At 71.0% G+C, this 17,365-nt stretch carries 14 protein-coding genes, 1 tRNA gene and 1 pseudogene; 6 read left to right on the top strand and 10 right to left on the bottom strand.

What is annotated here, in order from left to right:
- Positions 1 to 58 precede the first annotated feature (58 nt).
- Entirely contained in the window at positions 59 to 424 is a 366-nt protein-coding gene (locus ACWD4J_RS26970) for an SsgA family sporulation/cell division regulator (RefSeq protein ID WP_451398010.1), read from the top strand.
- Between the two features lie 173 nt (positions 425 to 597).
- Here ACWD4J_RS26970 and ACWD4J_RS26975 read toward each other — a convergent pair whose 3' ends face one another.
- From ACWD4J_RS26975 to ACWD4J_RS26985, 3 genes and pseudogenes are all read right to left on the bottom strand, one after another.
- Complete coding sequence (locus tag ACWD4J_RS26975) at positions 598 to 1,242, bottom strand: carboxypeptidase regulatory-like domain-containing protein (protein WP_451398059.1); 645 nt, start codon at positions 1,240 to 1,242, stop codon at positions 598 to 600.
- A gap of 24 nt (positions 1,243 to 1,266) precedes the next feature.
- A pseudogene (locus tag ACWD4J_RS26980) lies at positions 1,267 to 3,498 on the bottom strand (MMPL family transporter); the annotation flags it as partial.
- A 112-nt stretch (positions 3,499 to 3,610) separates the two neighbouring features.
- Positions 3,611 to 4,201 carry a TetR/AcrR family transcriptional regulator gene (locus ACWD4J_RS26985; RefSeq protein ID WP_451398011.1) on the bottom strand — a complete coding sequence of 197 codons (591 nt, stop codon included), beginning with the start codon at positions 4,199 to 4,201 and terminating at the stop codon, positions 3,611 to 3,613.
- A 200-nt stretch (positions 4,202 to 4,401) separates the two neighbouring features.
- On the opposite strand from ACWD4J_RS26985, the gene ACWD4J_RS26990 reads away from it, so the two are divergent.
- Positions 4,402 to 7,767 (top strand): S41 family peptidase, encoded by a 3,366-nt coding sequence (locus ACWD4J_RS26990; RefSeq protein WP_451398012.1) that lies wholly within the window; start codon positions 4,402 to 4,404, stop codon positions 7,765 to 7,767.
- An 80-nt stretch (positions 7,768 to 7,847) separates the two neighbouring features.
- On the opposite strand, the gene ACWD4J_RS26995 is transcribed toward ACWD4J_RS26990, so the two are convergent.
- From ACWD4J_RS26995 to ACWD4J_RS27010, 4 genes are all read right to left on the bottom strand, one after another.
- Positions 7,848 to 8,069, bottom strand: coding sequence for a hypothetical protein (locus tag ACWD4J_RS26995; protein WP_451398013.1), 222 nt, complete (start codon positions 8,067 to 8,069; stop codon positions 7,848 to 7,850).
- A gap of 180 nt (positions 8,070 to 8,249) precedes the next feature.
- Positions 8,250 to 9,143 carry an SDR family oxidoreductase gene (locus tag ACWD4J_RS27000; protein WP_451398014.1) on the bottom strand — a complete coding sequence of 298 codons (894 nt, stop codon included), beginning with the start codon at positions 9,141 to 9,143 and terminating at the stop codon, positions 8,250 to 8,252.
- Positions 9,140 to 10,072 (bottom strand): alpha/beta fold hydrolase, encoded by a 933-nt coding sequence (locus ACWD4J_RS27005; RefSeq protein WP_451398015.1) that lies wholly within the window; start codon positions 10,070 to 10,072, stop codon positions 9,140 to 9,142. Before ACWD4J_RS27005 ends, ACWD4J_RS27000 begins: the two co-directional genes overlap by 4 nt.
- Positions 10,069 to 11,607 (bottom strand): flavin-containing monooxygenase, encoded by a 1,539-nt coding sequence (locus tag ACWD4J_RS27010; protein WP_451398016.1) that lies wholly within the window; start codon positions 11,605 to 11,607, stop codon positions 10,069 to 10,071. Before ACWD4J_RS27010 ends, ACWD4J_RS27005 begins: the two co-directional genes overlap by 4 nt.
- 164 nt (positions 11,608 to 11,771) lie before the next feature.
- Between ACWD4J_RS27010 and ACWD4J_RS27015 the strand changes: the two genes are divergently transcribed.
- Positions 11,772 to 12,461: a MerR family transcriptional regulator gene (locus tag ACWD4J_RS27015; protein ID WP_451398060.1), complete on the top strand. Its 690-nt coding sequence runs from the start codon at positions 11,772 to 11,774 to the stop codon at positions 12,459 to 12,461.
- Between the two features lie 20 nt (positions 12,462 to 12,481).
- On the opposite strand, the gene ACWD4J_RS27020 is transcribed toward ACWD4J_RS27015, so the two are convergent.
- Positions 12,482 to 13,270 (bottom strand): exodeoxyribonuclease III, encoded by a 789-nt coding sequence (locus ACWD4J_RS27020; RefSeq protein WP_451398061.1) that lies wholly within the window; start codon positions 13,268 to 13,270, stop codon positions 12,482 to 12,484.
- Positions 13,271 to 13,347: 77 nt separating this feature from the next.
- Here ACWD4J_RS27020 and ACWD4J_RS27025 point away from each other — a divergent pair, with 77 nt between their 5' ends.
- From ACWD4J_RS27025 to ACWD4J_RS27035, 3 genes are all read left to right on the top strand, one after another.
- Complete coding sequence (locus ACWD4J_RS27025; RefSeq protein ID WP_451398017.1) at positions 13,348 to 13,830, top strand: GNAT family N-acetyltransferase; 483 nt, start codon at positions 13,348 to 13,350, stop codon at positions 13,828 to 13,830.
- A 145-nt stretch (positions 13,831 to 13,975) separates the two neighbouring features.
- Complete coding sequence (locus tag ACWD4J_RS27030) at positions 13,976 to 14,527, top strand: NADPH-dependent F420 reductase (RefSeq protein ID WP_451398018.1); 552 nt, start codon at positions 13,976 to 13,978, stop codon at positions 14,525 to 14,527.
- A 274-nt stretch (positions 14,528 to 14,801) separates the two neighbouring features.
- Positions 14,802 to 15,419, top strand: a complete 618-nt coding sequence (locus tag ACWD4J_RS27035) for a hypothetical protein (RefSeq protein WP_451398019.1) — start codon at positions 14,802 to 14,804, stop codon at positions 15,417 to 15,419.
- A 58-nt stretch (positions 15,420 to 15,477) separates the two neighbouring features.
- Here ACWD4J_RS27035 and ACWD4J_RS27040 read toward each other — a convergent pair.
- Together ACWD4J_RS27040 and sepX are read right to left on the bottom strand one after the other, a co-directional pair.
- Positions 15,478 to 15,551, bottom strand: a tRNA-Ala gene (locus ACWD4J_RS27040).
- A gap of 135 nt (positions 15,552 to 15,686) precedes the next feature.
- On the bottom strand, positions 15,687 to 17,201 hold the full coding sequence (gene sepX / locus ACWD4J_RS27045; protein ID WP_451398020.1) for a divisome protein SepX/GlpR: 1,515 nt from the start codon (positions 17,199 to 17,201) through the stop codon (positions 15,687 to 15,689).
- Between the last annotated feature and the right edge of the window lie 164 nt (positions 17,202 to 17,365).

A 17,365-nucleotide genomic window follows, 5' to 3' on the forward strand; every position in this document is an offset into this window, starting at 1 on the left:
CATTCATGAAAATATGCGACATTAGATGACAAGAGGGGGTCGACGTAAGGAGTCTCCGATGCCAGCCGCCACCGTCGAGCAGCACGCGCGGGCCCACCTGGTGACCGACGCCGCAGACGACCAGCCACTCCCCGTCGAACTGAGCTACGACCCGCAGTCCGACCCGGATTCCGTACGGGTCAGCCTCCCCGGAGTCCCGGGTTCCCCGCAGCGTCACGACTGGATCTTCCGCCGTGAGCTGCTGGAGGAGGGGCTGCGCGCCCCGGCCGACAGCGGCGATGTCCGCATCTGGCCGTGCGGCCGTGTGCAGGCCGTGATGGAGTTCCACTCCCGCGAGGGCGTGACGGTCGTGCAGTTCGACTCGTCCGCACTGTTCCGCTTCCTGCGCCGGACGTACATGGCGACGGGTCCGATCACGCACTGAGGCGGCGAAACGCCCCGCGGGCCCCGCACGCGCGCGTGGGCCCGGCGGCAGCGCCGCTCGCGCTGCCGCCGGGCCCTTCCCCTTGCGCCTGCCCCGTCCCCACGGGCGGCGCTCCCGGGTCCGCCCCGCTCGCGGAGGACCCGGAGGCCATGCGTCCTCAGGTGGTGCGTGGACTACTCGGCCGCGTGGTGCAGCCGGATGTCGTAGCCGTCCACTCCGGCCCCGCCGACCTGCAGCGCGCCCGCCACCGGCGGGTACCCGCTGGCGACGATCGAGTACTCACCGGCGGCCAGGCCGGTGAAGGCGTACTCGCCGTCCTCGCCGGTCGTGGCGGTGGCGACCACGTCACCCACCGCGTCCACCAGCGTGACCCGTGCGTCCGGCAGCGGCCGGCCGCTCGCACCCTCGCCCGCACTCACGACACCTCGGACCGCCGCGCCCGCCGGACCGCCCGTGCCGGAGAGCACGATGTCGTGGCCCAGCATCTCCTCGCCCACGGCGATCGTGGACGCGTGCGGCTGGTGCCCCTCGGCCGCCACGATCACCACGTAGCTGCCGGGCGCGGGGGCGTCCACCAGATACGAGCCGTCGGCGTCCGCCACGGAGCGGCCCAGCTGCTGTCCGCTCGGCGAGATCAGCGTCACCGCGGCACCCGCCACGCCCGCACCACTCGCATTGCGGACAGTGCCGCGGATGCCACAGGCGTCCGGCAGATACAGCTCCTCGCTCGAACCGACTGCCGTACCGGCCAGGGCGAGCCGGGCATCGGGCCCGGACGCGGCCCCCACGGCCACGGGCTCGCGCACGGCCACGGGCACCGTCTCGTCGATGGCCGGGAGACCGGCCTCGACCAGCTCCGGCTCGGGGTCCTTCGGGGTGTCGTGGAGGTCGCGCAGACCCTCGCCCTCGACGTCGACGTTCGGCAGGGCGCGGTCGAGCCACCTGGGCAGCCACCAGGCACCCTTGCCGAGCAGCGCCAGGACCGCCGGGACGATGGCCATGCGCACGATGAACGCGTCGAAGAAGACGGCGATCGCGAGACCGAAGCCGATCATCTTGATCATCGACTCGCTGGAGCCGATGAAGCCCGAGAACACCGCGATCATGATGACGGCAGCGGCCGTGACCACCCGGGCGCCGTACCGGAACCCGGTCACGATCGCCTCCCGGGGCTGCTCCCCGTGCACGTACGCCTCTCGCATACGCGTGACCAGGAAGACCTCGTAGTCCATCGCCAGGCCGAAGACGACACCCACCATGAAGATCGGCATCATCGACATCACGGGACCGGTCTCCTCGACGCCCAGGAGGTCGGCGAGCCAGCCCCACTGGAAGACCGCGACGACGGCGCCGAGCGCGGCGAGCACGGAGAGCAGGAAGCCGAGCGCGGCCTTGAGCGGCACCAGGATCGAGCGGAAGACGACGATCAGCAGCAGGAACGCCAGGCCGACGACCAGCGCCAGATAGGGCAGCAGCGCGTCGTTGAGCTTCTGCGAGACGTCGATGTTCATCGCGGTGGAGCCGGTGACCAGCACCTTCGCGTCGGTGTCCGCCTTGATGTCGCCGCCGGCGTCACGGATGGCGTGCACCAGGTCCTCGGTCGTGGCCGAGGACGGCTTGGAGTCCGGGACCACGGTGATCATCGCGGTGTCACCGGCCTTGTTGTACGTCGCGGGGGTCACCGCGACCACGTCGTCGAGGCCCTTGATGGTGGTGGTGACCTCCTTGACGGCGGCCTTCGGGGCGTCGCTGGACTTCGCGTCGACGACGACCATCAGCGGACCGTTGAAGCCGGGCCCGAACCCTTCGGAGAGCAGGTCGTACGCCCTGCGCTGCGTGGTGCTGGTCGGCTGCGAGCCGTCGTCGGGCAGGCCGAGCTCGAGCGAGCCGGCGGGAATCGCGGCCGCACCGAGGCCGATGACGCCGAGCAGCAGCACGATGACGGGACGGCGGACGACGAAGCGCGCCCAGCGCGTGCCCATGTTCGGCTTCTGCGACGCGTGCTCGCCCTGGCCCTCGGCCTTCTTGGCCTTGCGGCCACCGCCCAGCAGCTTGCTCTTCTCGCCCGCGGGCTTGATCTTCCTGCCCGCGTATCCGAGCAGCGCAGGGATCAGGGTGAGCGCGATGAGTACCGCGATGACGACGGTGCCGGCGGCCGCGATGCCCATCTTGGTGAGCATCGGGATGTTGACCACGGCCAGGCCCACCAGCGCGATCACGACCGTGAGACCGGCGAAGACCACCGCGGAGCCCGCCGTGCCGACGGCCCGTCCGGCCGCCTCCTCGCGCTGACGTCCCTCGGCCAGTTCGGCGCGGTAGCGGGAGACGATGAAGAGGGCGTAGTCGATGCCGACGGCGAGGCCGATCATCATCGCCAGCGTCGATGTGGTGGAGCCCAGGTCGAGCGCGTTCGCGAGCGCGGTGATCGTCGAGACACCGATGCCGACACCGATCAGCGCGGTGAGCAGCGGCAGCCCGGCCGCGAGCAGCGCACCGAAGGTGATCACGAGCACGACCGCGGCGACGCCGATGCCGATGGCCTCGGTGGCACCGGTCTCGGGCACCGACTGCAGCGCGTCACCGCCGATCTCGACGGTCAGCCCCTTGTCCCGCGCTTCCTGCGCGGTGTCCTCGAGCGCGTCGCGCGAGGAGTCCTTCAGCTCCATGCCGGAGACCTTGTACGACACCTGCACGTAGGCGATCGTGCGGTCCTGGCTGACGGCCTTGGCCTGGAACGGATCGGCCGCGGAGACGACCTCCGAGCCGGTGCCGAGTTCCTTGACGGTCTCCTTGACGATGGCCTTGTTGGCGGAAGAGGTGATCTTCTCGCCGTCGGGCGCCTTGAAGACGACGCGTGCGGTGGCTCCGTCGGCGCTGGCGCCGGGGAAACGGTCCTCCAGCAGGTCGAAGGCCTTCTGGGCCTCGGTGCCGGGGATCGAGAAGGAGGTGGAGCCGGCCGCGGGGGCCTGTGCGGCGCCCACACCCGCGAGGGTCAGCAGCGCCACCCAGATCAGGGCGACGAAGTGCCGTCGCCGGAAGGCGAATCGGCCCAGTTTATAGAGGAATGTGGCCACGAGGAGGCACTCCCGGGTCAGGTCGTGGGGTCTTGAAGGGCATGGGGCATCGGCCCGACGACGTGAGCGGTCGCGTCAGGTGAAGCAGGAGGGTCGCGGGACCCCGGGGACGTCAGGCGCCGAGGGCGGGGAGGACCACGGCGTCGATGTACGAGGTGAGGAAGGCCTGCGTGGGCGGTCTGTTGTCGACCAGTCCCCGGACGACGAGGCCGCCGACCAGCATGTGCGGGACGTAGCCGAGCGCGGGGTTGTCCGCGCGGATCTCACCCCGCTCCACGGCCCGCCGCAGCATCCGGTCGAGACCGGTCATCTCCGGCTCGAACAGCAGCTCACGAAGGGCCTGCAGAAGATCGGCGTTCCCGTGCACCGCCATGGCCAGGCCCCGCATCAGCGAAGTGTCCTGCTCCATCCGGCAGTCGTCCTCACGCGTCACCATCTCGTGGAAGTCGCCCCGCAGGCTCCCGGTGTCGATCTCACCTATGCTCACCGGCTTCTGATGCCGGAGCGCCTTGACGACCAGCTCGGCCTTGCTCCCCCACTGGCGGTAGAGGGTGGCCTTGCTGGACCGGGTGCGGGATGCCACGGCGTCCATGGTCAGGGCGTCGTAGCCGACCTCGCGGAGCAGGTCGAGCACGGCCGCGTAGAGCTCGGCCTCGCGCTCGGGGGTGATCCGGCTGCGGCGCACCGTCGCGGCTTCAGCCATGCTCATCCACTCCCACTCCGAACGAAACGGTGTCGTACAGCCGAGAGCGTACCCCCCTCCTTATCGAAACGAAACCGTTTCGTACGTGTCTCACGTCACGCCCGCCCTCGAAGCCGCCGAAACCACCCCGAGAAGCCCGCCCGAAGTCCCCCATACCGGCATAACTTGCCATGACCCGTTCCGAGTAAAAGCATGGTTGGGTGAGCGACGCGAGCGACTACACACCTGGGTATCTGCGATTTCCGCACCTCCACCGCGACCGCCTCTGCTTCGCGGCCGAGGACGATCTGTGGATGGCGGCTCTGACGCCCGAGGGGAAGACCCCCGAGCGGGCCTGGCGGCTCACCGTCGACCGGACCAAGGTCAGCCACCCCCGTTTCTCGCCCGACGGCCACCACATCGCGTTCACGACGTGGCGCAGCCTCGATCCCGAGATCCATCTCGCCCCCGTGGACGGCGGCCCGGCGCGCCGCCTCACCTACTGGGGAAGCATCGACACGCGCGTGTGCGGCTGGGCACCCCCCGAGAAGGACGGCAAGGCCGACATCCTCGCCGTCGCCTCGCACGGCCAGCCCTTCTCCTACTTCTCCTGGGCCTACCGCGTCCCCACCGACGGCTCCCCCGGAGACAAGCTGCCCTGGGGCCCCGTCTCCGACATCGCCATCGCCGACGTCGGAGGCGAACACCTCACCCTGCTCCTCACCGGCAAGCCGCCGCACGAACCGGCCAGCTGGAAGCGGTACCGCGGCGGCGCCACCGGCCGGCTCTGGCTGCAGGGCCGGCAGATCGCCGCGGACATCAACGGGCATCTCGAGTCGCCCATGTTCGTCGACGGCCGGATCGCCTTCCTCTCCGACCACGAGGGCACCGGCAACCTGTACTCCTGCCTGCCCGACGGCTCCGACCTGCGCCGCCACACCGACCACGACGCCTTCTACGCCCGGCACGCCTCGTCGGACGGCATGCGTGTCGTGTACCAGTGCGCGGGCGAGCTGTGGCTCGTCGACGACTTCTCCCCCGGCGGCGAGCCGCGCCGCCTGGACGTACGGCTCGGCGGCCCGCGCGCCGGCCGCCGCCGCTCCCAGGTGCCGGCCGCCAACAACATCAGCGCGATCTCCGTGGACACGACGGGCCGGGCCAGCGCGGTGGTCGTACGGGGCAGCCTGTACTGGCTGACGCACCGGGACGGGCCGTCGCGCGTGATCACGGACACCCCCGGCGTACGCGTGCGCATGCCGGAGATGCTCGGCAACGGCGGCCAGGTCGCCTATGTCACGGACGCCGACGGCGAGGACGCCGTCGAGATCGCCGATCTGCCGCGGGCCAGCGGAGCCCGCGAGCCGCGCCGCCTCGCCTCGGGCCGGCTCGGCCGCGTACAGGAACTGGTGGCCGACCCCGCGGGCGAGCGGATCGCCATCGCCTCGCACGACGGGCGGCTGCTGCTGATCAATGTGTCCGGCGAGGCGGCGACCGAGGAGTCCGAGGACGCCTCCGCCTCAGCCTCCGGCACGGAGGCGGAGGAAGCGCCGGAAGCGCCGGAAGCGCCGGAAGCGCCGAAGGACGAGGTGACCGAGCTGATCCGGTCCATCAACGGGCCGGTGCGCGATCTCGCCTTCTCGCCCGACGGCGCCTGGATCACCTGGTCCCACCCGGGCATCGGGCGCTCCCTGCGCCAGATCAAGGTCGCACGGATCAGCGACCGGACGATCGTGGACGTCACCAACGGCCGTTTCGAGGACGAGAACCCGGTGTTCACCCGGGACGGCCGCTATCTGGCGTTCCTGTCCTGGCGCGGCTTCGACCCGGTCTACGACGTGCACACCGGCGACCTGTCCTTCCCGCTCGGCTGCCGCCCCTACCTCGTACCGCTGTCGTCGGCCACGCCATCACCCTTCGCGCTCTCGCCCGACGGCCGCCCCGCCGCCGGCGGGCTCGACCCGGACGGGAACGGACCGGGCGGCGGCACCGTCATCGTGGAGACCGAGGGTCTTGAGAACCGGGTGACGCCGTTCCCGGTGTCCGCCTCCAAGTACTCGGCGCTGCGCCCGGTCGCGGGCTGCGGCCTCGTATGGCTGCGCTGGCCCATCTCCGGCGCCCTCGGCGAGACGTTCGTCAACCCGAGCGACACCACCGGCCGGCCGACGCTGGAGCACTTCGACCTCACCAAGGCCAGGAAGTCCGAGCTGGTCGTCCACCTCGACTCGTTCGCGCTCAGCGGCGACGGCAGCCGGCTCGTCGTGGTCGACGAGGGCGATCTGAAGGCCGTCCCCTCCAACGAGCTGGGCGACAGCGACTCGACCGTCTGGATAGATGTGCGCCGCATCCTGCACGAGGCCGACCCGGGCGCCGAGTGGCGCCAGGCGTACAACGAGGCAGGGCGCATCATCCGCGACTACTTCTGGGAACCGCACATGTGCGGCATCGACTGGCCGGCCGTCCTGGACCAGTACCGGCCGCTGGTCGAACGGGTCGCGTCCCCCGACGAGTTCGCCGACCTGATGCGCGAGGTCCTCGGCGAACTGGGCACCTCCCATGCGTACGTCACCCCGGCCCGCCGCAACGAGGGCCCGCCGCACTACCAGCGCGCGATCGGCCTGCTCGGCACCAACCTCGTACGCCGGGGCGACAACTGGGTGGTCAAGCGCGTCCTGCCCGGCGACTCCTCCGACTCCAAGGCGCGCTCCCCGCTCGCCGGCATGGGCATCCGCGAGGGCGAGATCCTCACGCATGTCGACGGCCGCGCGGTCGACCCCGTCACCGGCCCCTACCCGCTGCTCGCGGGCGCGGGCGGCACCACGGTCGAGCTGACCTTCGCCACGGCGGAGGGCAAGGGCCACGCCCGCCGGGTCGCCATCATCCCGCTCATCGACGAGCGGCCCCTGCGCTACCAGGACTGGGTCGCCAAACGCCGCGCCGTCGTCCGCGAGTTGAGTGGCGGCAAGTGCGGATACCTGCACATCCCCGACATGGGCGGTTCCGGCTGGGCGCAGTTCAACCGCGACCTGCGCATGGAGGTGTCCCGCCCGGCCCTGATCGTGGACGTACGCGGCAACGCGGGCGGCCACATCAGCGAACTCGTCATCGAGAAGCTCACGCGCACGATCCTCGGCTGGGACCTGACGCGCAACGCGCAGCCCATCTCGTACACCTCCAACGCGCCCCGGGGTCCGGTCGTCGCCCTCGCCGACGAGGCCACCTCGTCCGACGGCGACATGATCACGGCGGCGTTCAAGCTCCTCGGACTGGGGCCCGTGGTGGGTCAGCGCACCTGGGGCGGCGTCGTCGGCATGACGGGCCGCCACCGCCTCAGCGACGGCACGGTCATCACGGTGCCGATGAACGCGGCCTGGTTCGACGCGTACGGCTGGTCGATCGAGAACCACGGCGTCAACCCGGACATCGAGGTGGCGCGCACCCCCGTCGACTGGGCGGAAGGCCGCAACACCCAGCTCCACAAGGCGGTCGAGGTAGCGCTGGACCTCCTGGACCACCACCCGGCGGCAAGCCCCCCGGACTACTCGAGGATCCCGAAACGAACCCGGCCGAAACTCCCACCGAGGCAGTGAGCCAATAAGCCACACAAGAAGCCGAGCCACACAAGAAGGGGTGCCCCACAATGGGGGCACCCCTTCAAGAGAGCGAACCGTCAGACGTCGTACTCGTCCCGGTCGAACCGCTCCTCGCCAGATTCCCGAGGCATCCGCCGCGAAGGCTCCTCCTCGGGCATGTGCGAGCCGCGCTCACGCTTGCCGCGCTCACCCGGAGCCTGCGGAGACCGCCCACGCTCACGCTTCTCGCGGGCGATCTTCTCCTTCGACTGCTCGGAGAGCTGCTCGCCCTTGTCCTTGAACTGGTCCATCGTGCCCATGCGGGTTCACTCCCAAATGGCTGAGGGGATGGGGCCTCTGTCAGAGTGACACGCCCGGACATACGCCGCATTTCGATCTATAACCAAACGACTACGGACCGTACAACGCCCAGCTCAGAGGGCATAAATGGCCGGCAATCGCCGCACAGAAGGCCTCCGCGACGGGCCCGCGGCGGGACCCTACCCGCCCCGCACCCCCCGCGCCCGCTCGTCCGCGGCCCCGCCCTCGCCCACAAGGCCCTTCGACACACTCCCCAGCCGGTCCGCGAACCGCCGCACCTCGCGCTGCCCCACCGTGCCGATGATTCCGGGCAGATACCCGCGCACCGACTGCATCCCGCGCAGCCACCACTGCCCGTACACATGACTGGACCGCCGTTCGATCCCCGCGACGATACGGTCGACCGCAGGGCCGAGCGGATACGTCTTGTTCGACGGCCACGGCAGCCGCTGCCGCAACTCCCGCATCACGTCGTCCTGATCGGCGCCCCGCACCATGTCCGTGTCGGTCCACGACAGATACCCGACCCCGACCCGCACCCCCTTGTACCCGACCTCGGCACGCAGGCTGTGCGCATACGCCTCCACACCGGACTTGGACGCGCAGTAGGCGGTCATCATCGGTGCCGGAGTGACGGCGGCCAGCGACGCGATCTGCAGGAGATAGCCCCGGCTCTCCTCCAGCGCCGGCAGGAATGCCCGCGCGGTGACGGCGGATCCGATCAGATTGACCTCGATCACCCGCCGCCAGGCCACCGGGTCGGAGTCCACGAACGGCCCGCCCGACGCGACGCCCGCGTTGGCGACGACGACGTCGACCTTCCCGAACCGCTCCTTGACCTCCTGCGCGACCCGCGCCATCGCCTCGTGGTCGGTGACGTCGGCGTGCCAGTGGTCGCTGTCGGAGTGCAGCCGCTCGGACACCTGCTTCAGCGCGTCCGGCTCCAGTCCGACGAGCGCGATCCTGGCACCGCGCGCCGACAGCTTGCGCGCCAGCAGCTCGCCGACGCCCCGCGCGGCACCGGTGACGACGACGACCTGCCCCTCGAGCCCCGCCTTGCCCCTGCTGCTCATGACGATGTTGTCCCCTTCACCTGTGCGTACGTCGCGACGAGTTCACGGATCCGGCCGGTGACCGCCTCCGGCGCCTCCACCGGCGTCATGTGGCCGAGGCCGGGAAGTTCGGTCAGCCCGGCGCAGTCGGGCAGCGCCGCCGCGATGGTGCGAGCGTGCACGACCGGGGTGAGCCGGTCGGCCGTCCCCGCGACGACCGCGGTGGGCATCGTCAACTGCCGTACCCCCGCGTCCAGATCGAGTTCGTTGAGCACGTGCGACCATCCGTGCCGCACCGCGCTCGGGCACGCGTGCACGATCCGCGCACACGCCTCGACCATCTCGGGCGACGATCCCGGCCCCATCGTCGCGTACCGCAGGACGCGCTTGGCCGGAGCGGAGACGGGCCCGAGCGGCGCCCGTGAGCCGAGGATCGACCGGGTGGCACGGGTGCGCAGCGCCCCCGCGCGCATCGGCAGCACCAGCGATTCGGCGACCAGCCGGGAGCTGCCCGTACTGCACAGCAGCACCGCGGCCGCGTGCTCACGGAACGCGGCCCGCCCGGCCGCCGCCATCATCGTCATCCCGCCCATCGAGTGCCCCGCGAGCACGGCCTTCTCACCGGGTTCGAGGGTCGCGGCCAGCACGGCTTCCAGATCGTCCGCCAGCGCACGCGTGCTGTACCCGTCCGGCGTGGCCGCGGCGGGACTGCGCCCGTGCCCCCGCTGGTCGTAGGTGATCACGCGGTGATCGGCGGCGAGGGAGCGGACCTGCGCGGCCCAGAACGCGGTCGAGCAGGTCCAGCCGTGCGCCAGCACCACGGCGGGCGCGCCGTCCGGTCCGTGCGTCTCGACGTGCAGGCGGGCTCCGTCGGCGGACACGGCGGTCAGCTCACGGGCAGGGGCGGGCGGCGCGTAGGGTCCGGAGACCACATGCATGAGTCGGCTCACGCTCCGGCCTCCGCCTTCTCGGCGCGAGCCGTGACCTGGGAGGCAGTCTGCTTCGGGGACTTCGGCAGCCTGATCACCTCGTACTCGGAGAGGTCAACGCGGCGCGTGGCGTTGCGGAACTCGGTGGTCGTACCGGGCCAGACCGTCGTATTGCGCCCGTTCGCATCCAGGTACCAGCTGGTGCAGCCACCGGTGTTCCACACGGTGCGCTTCATGCGCTCCTGGACCCGGTCGTTCCAGTCGTCCACGGCGCTCGGCCGCGCGGCGAGCGCGACCCGGCCGCCCAGGACGTCGAGCTGCCGCACGAAGTCCGCCATGTAGTTCAGCTGGGACTCGATCATCAGGATCATCGAGGAGTTCCCGAGGCCGGTGTTCGGGCCGATGATCGTCATCCAGTTGGGGAACCCGGGCGCGGTCGCCCCGCGCAGCGCGGCCATACCGGACACGCTCCAGCTCTCCGCCAGCGTCTTCCTCTCGGCGCCGACGACCCGCTCCGCGATCGGCATGTCGGTGACGTGGAATCCCGTACCGAAGATGATCGCGTCGACCTCGGCCTCGCTCCCGTCCGCGGCGACGACGGTCGATCCGCGCACCTCGGCGAGCCCGCTCGCGACGACGTCCACATTGGGCTGCGCGAGCGCCGGATAGTACGAGCTGGACAGCAGGATGCGCTTGCAGCCGATGCGGTACGAGGGCGTGAGCTTGGCCCGCAGCTCCGGGTCCTTGACGGCACGGGCGATGTTGCGCTTCGCGATCTGCTCGACGATTCCCAGCTCGCTCGGCCGCTTGGTGAACGCCTGGACCTGCAACTCCCGCATGCCCCACAGCAGTCCGCGACGCACCTGCGTGGTGAACGGCAACTGCCGGTGCAGCCACCGCTCGACGCCGCCGATGGCCCGGTCCATGCGCGGCATCACCCAGGGCGGGGTCCGCTGGAACAGCGTCAGGCGCGCGACGTCGGGCTGGACGGCCGGCACGATCTGGATGGCGGAGGCCCCGGTACCGACCATCGCGACGCGCTTGCCGCGCAGGTCGTAGTCGTGGTCCCAGCGGGCGGAGTGGAACACCTTGCCGGGGAAGGTGTCGAGCCCCGGGATGTCCGGCATCTTGGGGTCGGAGAGCGGTCCGGTGGCGGAGACGACGACGTCCGCGGTGAGGGTGCCGCTGCTGGTCTCCACCTCCCAGTGCAGCTTCCCGGTGTCCCACCGCATCGTCTTCACCTCGGAGTCGAGGCGGATGTGCGGCCGCAGCCGGAACACGTCCGCGACATGCTCCAGGTACTCGCGGATGTGCTCCTGCCCCGAGAAGACGCGCGGCCAGTCGGGATTGGGCGCGAACGAGAACGAGTACAGGTGCGACGGCACATCGCACGCGCATCCCGGATAACTGTTGTCCCGCCAGGTCCCGCCGACCGAACCGGCCCGCTCCAGTACGACGAAGTCGGTGATGCCCTCCCGACGCAACCGGACGGCGGCACCGAGCCCGCCGAACCCGGACCCGATCACCGCCACGCGGACATGTTCGTGCTCGGCCATGCCTGTGCCTCCCCGATCGATCCCGCGACTGTGCCAGTGAACACTGGCGCAGTGGGGAGGTTAGAGCAGTGGCGTACTGAGGGGTAGGGGGCGGAGCAGGAAAGTTACCGGCGGTATCACCGATCGGTACGACATAGTCTGCTGGCGTGGCAGAGGGACACGACGTGACAGAGGGACGCGAGTACCGCATGACGGAGCTGGCCGAGGAGGCCGGCATCACGGTGCGCACCCTGCGCTTCTACCGCGAACGCAAGCTCCTCCCGCCACCGCGCCGCGAGGGCCGCATCGCCTGGTACGGCGAACACCACCTGGCCCGCTTGCGGACCATCTCCGCCCTGCTGGAGCGCGGCCACACGCTCAACGGCATCGCCGAACTCACCGAGGCCTACGACCACGGCCGCGACGTCGTCGAACTCCTGGGCTTGGGCGCCCCGTCGGAGGAGACCCCGGTCCGCCTCACCCCCGAGGAACTGGCCGACCGCTTCGCGGGCGAGGTCACCCCCGAGAACTTCACCGCCGCCCTCGACCTCGGCTATCTCGGTACGGACGGCGGCGAGATCGTGCACGTCAGCCGCCGCCTGCTGGAGGTCTCGTCGGCGGTGGTCCGCGAGGGCATCCCGCTGGCTGCCGTCCTGGAGACGGGCCGCCGCGTCCGCGAACACGCGGACGCACTGGCCGAGATCTTCACCGAACTCATCGTCACCCACGCCTCACCGGAGGACGTCGAGCGGATGCGCCCACTGGCGAAGAGCGTGGTGGAGGCGGAGCTGTCGCTGGCGCTGGACCGCAGGCTGGCGGCCGACCGGAAGCCGGAACCGGAGCCGGACGAGGAGAAGCAGCCCGGCCCCGGCTAGGCCGCACTCACTCTCCCTGCTCACATCTCGTACACCGCGGTCACCGGCGCATGGTCCGACCACCGCAGGTCGTAGCTCGCCGCGCGCTCCACGAGGGCCTTCACCGCCCGCCCGGCAAGCCCCGGCGTCGAGACGTGGTAGTCGATGCGCCATCCGCTGTCGTTGTCGAAAGCCTTGCCGCGGTACGACCACCACGAGTACGGCCCCTCGACATCCGGATGCAGCGCCCGTACGACGTCCACGTACCCGACCTCGCCGAAGATCTGGCCCAGCCACTCCCGTTCCTCCGGCAGGAAGCCGGAGTTCTTGTGGTTGGCCTTCCAGTTCTTGAGGTCGGCCTCGCGGTGCGCGATGTTCCAGTCGCCGCACACGAGGACCTCGCGCCCGTCGGCAGCGGCGCGCACCCGCAGCTCCTTCAGATAGGCCCGGAACTCGCCCATGAAGCGGTACTTCTCGTCCTGCCGCTCCGTGCCCACCTCGCCGGACGGCAGATAGAGGCTGGCGACCGTGACCCCCGGCAGATCCACCTCGACGTACCGCCCGCTGCCGTCGAACTCACTCGATCCGAAGCCGACCTGCACACGCTCCGGCTCACGGCGCGTGAGCAGGGACACACCCGCGCGCCCCTTCGCGGCGGCCGGTGCGTGCACGACATGCCAACCGTCCGGCTCACGCACCTCGTCGGGGAGCTGCTGCGGCTCGGCCCGTACCTCCTGCAGGCACAGCACATCGGCGGAGGTGTCCGCGAGCCACTCCACGAAGCCCTTCTTGGCGGCCGCGCGGAGCCCGTTCACATTCACGCTTGTCACAGTGAGCACCCCGGCACGATACCGGCACACTGGTAAAAGCAGACACCCAGCATCTGCATAGATGTACGATATTCCGCATGGATATCCGCCCGGTCTCCTTCGACCACCCCGACGCCGTCAAGCTGAACGACCGCGTCCAGCTGGAGTACGCCGAGCGCTACCAGGACGAGGGCGACGTCACCCCCCTCGACGCCACGATGTTCCGGCCGCCGATCGGGCTGTACCTCATCGCGTACGACGGACTCGGCACCCCTGTCGCGACCGGCGGCTGGCGCACGCAGGACGAGAACGGCGAGGGCTACTCGGACGGCGACGCGGAGCTCAAGCGCATGTACGTCGTCCCGGAGGCCCGTGGCCTGGGCCTCGCGCGCCGCATCCTCGCGGCCCTGGAGGACGACGCCCGCGCGGCCGGCCGCGTCCGCATGGTCCTGGAGACCGGCATCAAGCAGCCGGAGGCGATCGGCCTGTACACGTCGAGCGGCTACGAGCCGTGCTCCAAGTTCGGACACTACCGCTTCGACGAGCTGAGCCGCTGCTTCGCCAAGCCGCTGAGGCCATGAGGGTCCACGTGACGCCATGAGGGTCCACGCCCCCGCCGACCGCGAGCGACGCCCGGCCGGCCCGTCTCGCGGACCTGCCCGATCAAGGCGATTCTGATTCCTGGAGCAGGACCGTCGAGGGGGCCGACAGGGCAGGGAGCAGCGGATGAGGATCGCGGTCATCGGCAGAGGCGACGTGGGCGGCGGGCTCGCGGATCTGTGGGAGCGCGCGGGCCATACGGTGGCGCGCCTCGGACGGGACGGCGGTGATGTCTCCGACGCCGAGGCCGTGGTGGTCGCCGTACCGGGCGACGCCGTCGCCGACGCCCTCGACAAGGTCCGCGGCATCGAGGGCAGGACCGCGATCGACGCGACGAACCTGCTCGGCGCGGAGCCGCCGGCCGGCTTCTCCTCCAACGCCGAGTACCTGAAGTCCAGGACCAACGGCCCGACGGCGAAGTCGTTCAACCTCAACTTCGCCGCGCTGTACGGCCGGCTCGGCGAGACCCGGGAACGGCCCTCCAACCTCTGGTGCGGAGACGCCGAGGCGCGCGAAGTCGTCGAACAACTCAGCCGCGACGCGGGTTACGAGCCCGTCAGCATGGGCGCTCTGGACAAGGCGGCGGTGCAGGAGAGCGCCAGCACGCTGTTCTTCGCCATCGTGGAAGGCGGCCTGGGGCCCTTCGTCTACCGCATGGCGCAACCGGATCGGCTGTGAGCCGCACGGCCCTGAAACCACGACCCTGAAACGCCGAGATCCCGGCCCGACGATGACCGTCGGACCGGGATCTTTTTGCAGTAGACCTGAGGCGATTCGAACCCCTGGCCCTCATGGGCTGTGACCGGCAGCGGGTGCGGACGAACGGCATCCGGTGACTCAGCCGTTGGGCTGGTTGCCGCCCGTTGCGTCGAGCCCTGTCACGTCCCTGGCCCTGTGCCATGCGCTACTGGGGTCGCTGATGCATCCCCTCACCCCTCAGGAGTCTTGGCGGATGAACGCAAGAACCCTTCTCAAGACCGTCACGCGGGCCGCGGCCCACCGCGGATGGCTCTGTGCCCCTGCCGCGATGGCGCTCGCGCTGGCGGTGGGCCCGGGCTCCGCCGTGGCGGCCGAGCACCGCGCTGGCGTGGCCGTATGCCCCATCACGCAGTTCCCCGCCCCGAGCACCACCGCCCAGGTCCCGGCCACGGCCGGCCCAACCGGGATCCCCGGCGCCACGGGCGTGATCGACACGGGCGTGTGCGTGCGCAGTGCCGTGAAGATCACGGCTACCGGAACGATCGCGGTGCGCAACGGCGGTACGACCGAGAGTCCGTGGGGCGACAGCACGGAGCTCGCGGGCTCGGACTTCCCGCTGCCGGATGTGCCGGCCTGGTCGCTCATTGCCCGGATCGGCAACGGACCATGGCACTACATCGGGGCGGGCCCGACGACCCTGGTGGGCAGCGGAGAGCTCTACCTCGCGGTGAACGACAACTTCAACTCCGACAACAGCGGGTCGTTCACGGCCACCATCACACCGTGCGTGTGCGGTGTCCGCTTCGGGCCGGTCACCATCGGTTCGGCTGAGGGCCACCGGCCAGGGCTCGGCACGCCCTGCTCGGACTGACGCCGTACGACACGTCAGAGCCCCGGTTGGTAATCACCAACCGGGGCTCTGAGCTGCGTGGACCTGAGGGGATTTGAACCCCTGGCCCCCTCGATGCGAACGAGGTGCGCTACCGGACTGCGCCACAGGCCCTTGCAACGAGTGAAACTCTAGCATCCCGGTCCGGGTGCTTGGAAATCCGTTCCCTGGCTGGTCAGCCGAGGCGGCGACCGGGAGCGACGGAGGTGGCCTGGCCGGCTCGCGGGTCCTGTCCCGGGCGGCCGCGTCTCACTCGTTGGCGGCCCTCGGCCGGTCCCCGTCCTCGTACTGGTCGAACAGCGGGGTACGGCCGCGCTCGCGGGAACGCCGTGCGGACGCCGCGCGGCGGGCGTCGCTCCGGTCGCCCGCGGCGGTCTCCTGCGGGTCCGCCCCGTCGTCCTGCCCCTCCGCCGCCGAGCCCGCCGCGGTGCGCTCCCGCGCGCCCGAGCCGGCGCCGCCCGTCGTGTCCAGGGCGTCTCCGGAGACGTGATCACGGTCCGCACCGGACGCGGGAGCCGGCACCCGGCCGGAGCGGTCGGCACCGTCCGCGCGGCCCGGGTGGTCGGCGCGCTCGGTGGCGCCGCCGTCCGTCGGCTCCGCCGCGCTCGACCGCGCGGAGCTCCACACGTCGGGTGCGCCCAGGTCGACACCGCCGGTGGCGCGCGGGGCGACCGGCGCGGTCACATACGTCGGCAGCGGCACGGGCACCGGCTCCCAGCTGTCGCTCTGACCCGGCCCGCCCGGCCGCTCGCGCTGCTGGTCGAGCCACTCCGCGTGGTCGGTCTGCTCGACGATGGCGCGGCGGTCGGCGGCGAGTGACGAGAGATCGGTGCCGGTGCCGGGCGCCGATTCCTCCTCCGTTTCGTCGCCGGCCGGCCCGTCGGCGGACGGGCGACGACGCGGCTGCCGCTCTCGCTCACGCAGGCTCTGCGCGGCGGCCTCGGCCCGGCGCCGGTCCATGACGAACGTGAAGCGGCGCCGCTCCTGGGAACGCAGATGCGCGATATAGCCGCTGAGCAGCAGGGCCGGCACCGCGGGCGCCCACAGAAACGCGAGCCCCCCGACCGCGGCGACGATCGCGCCGAGCGTGAAGGCGAAGAACAGGACCACCGTCGTGCGGCGCCGGCGCGCGAGCACCTGCGAGCGCCGGGCACGCGCTCCGGCGTCCCGCGTAACCCCGGGGCGTGCGGGCGACTGCTGCTGCCGGGATGCCTGCCGGGCGGGCGAGCGGTCCGCGGGGTCGGCCTGGGCGTGCACCTTCGGCGGCTGGGTCCGGGCCGCGGCGTGCGCCTGGGAGCGGCCTGTGGACTGGGCTCCCGCCTCGGGACGCACCGCGTCCCCGCGGGCGTCCCGCCGCGCGTCTGCGCGGTCGTCTCTGCGCACGCTCCGGCCTTCGCGCAGTCCTGCCTCCCGGCCCTCGTCACGCCGTGCACCGTCAGCCGTGTCGCGCATCTCCCTGCGCGCCCCAGGCACGTCCTTGCGCGACGGAGACGACGGAGACACGGCGAATGCCCGGACGTCCACCGAGTCGGTGACGCCGTCCGGGTCGGCGCGCGGATCGGGCTCTCCGGCCGAGCGCGCTTCCAGGTCCTTGGCGTATCGGCGCTCCATCCCCGCCCGTCCGGACAGCAGCCGGATGGCGGTGCTGAAGCGTTCCGTCGGACGGGCTTCGTTCAGCTCGTCCTGCCTACGGAGCCACATCGGCACCAAGTAGGCGGCCCAGGCCCCGACGATGACTGCGTAGATGAGGCCGCTGCTGCTCACGCCTCACACCGTAGAGGGGTTTGCGTGAGGCCATCTGCCAATTCCGCCGGTGTGTCGCACGATCTGGCTGATATTCCGAGCTTTTTTTGCGACTCGTACGATCAGCGGAGCCACAGCGGCGGGAAATTCATTGCCCAGGACGATCAGCTGCCGATCATTTTCGA

It is taken from the genome of Streptomyces sp. NPDC002577, assembly GCF_053594815.1.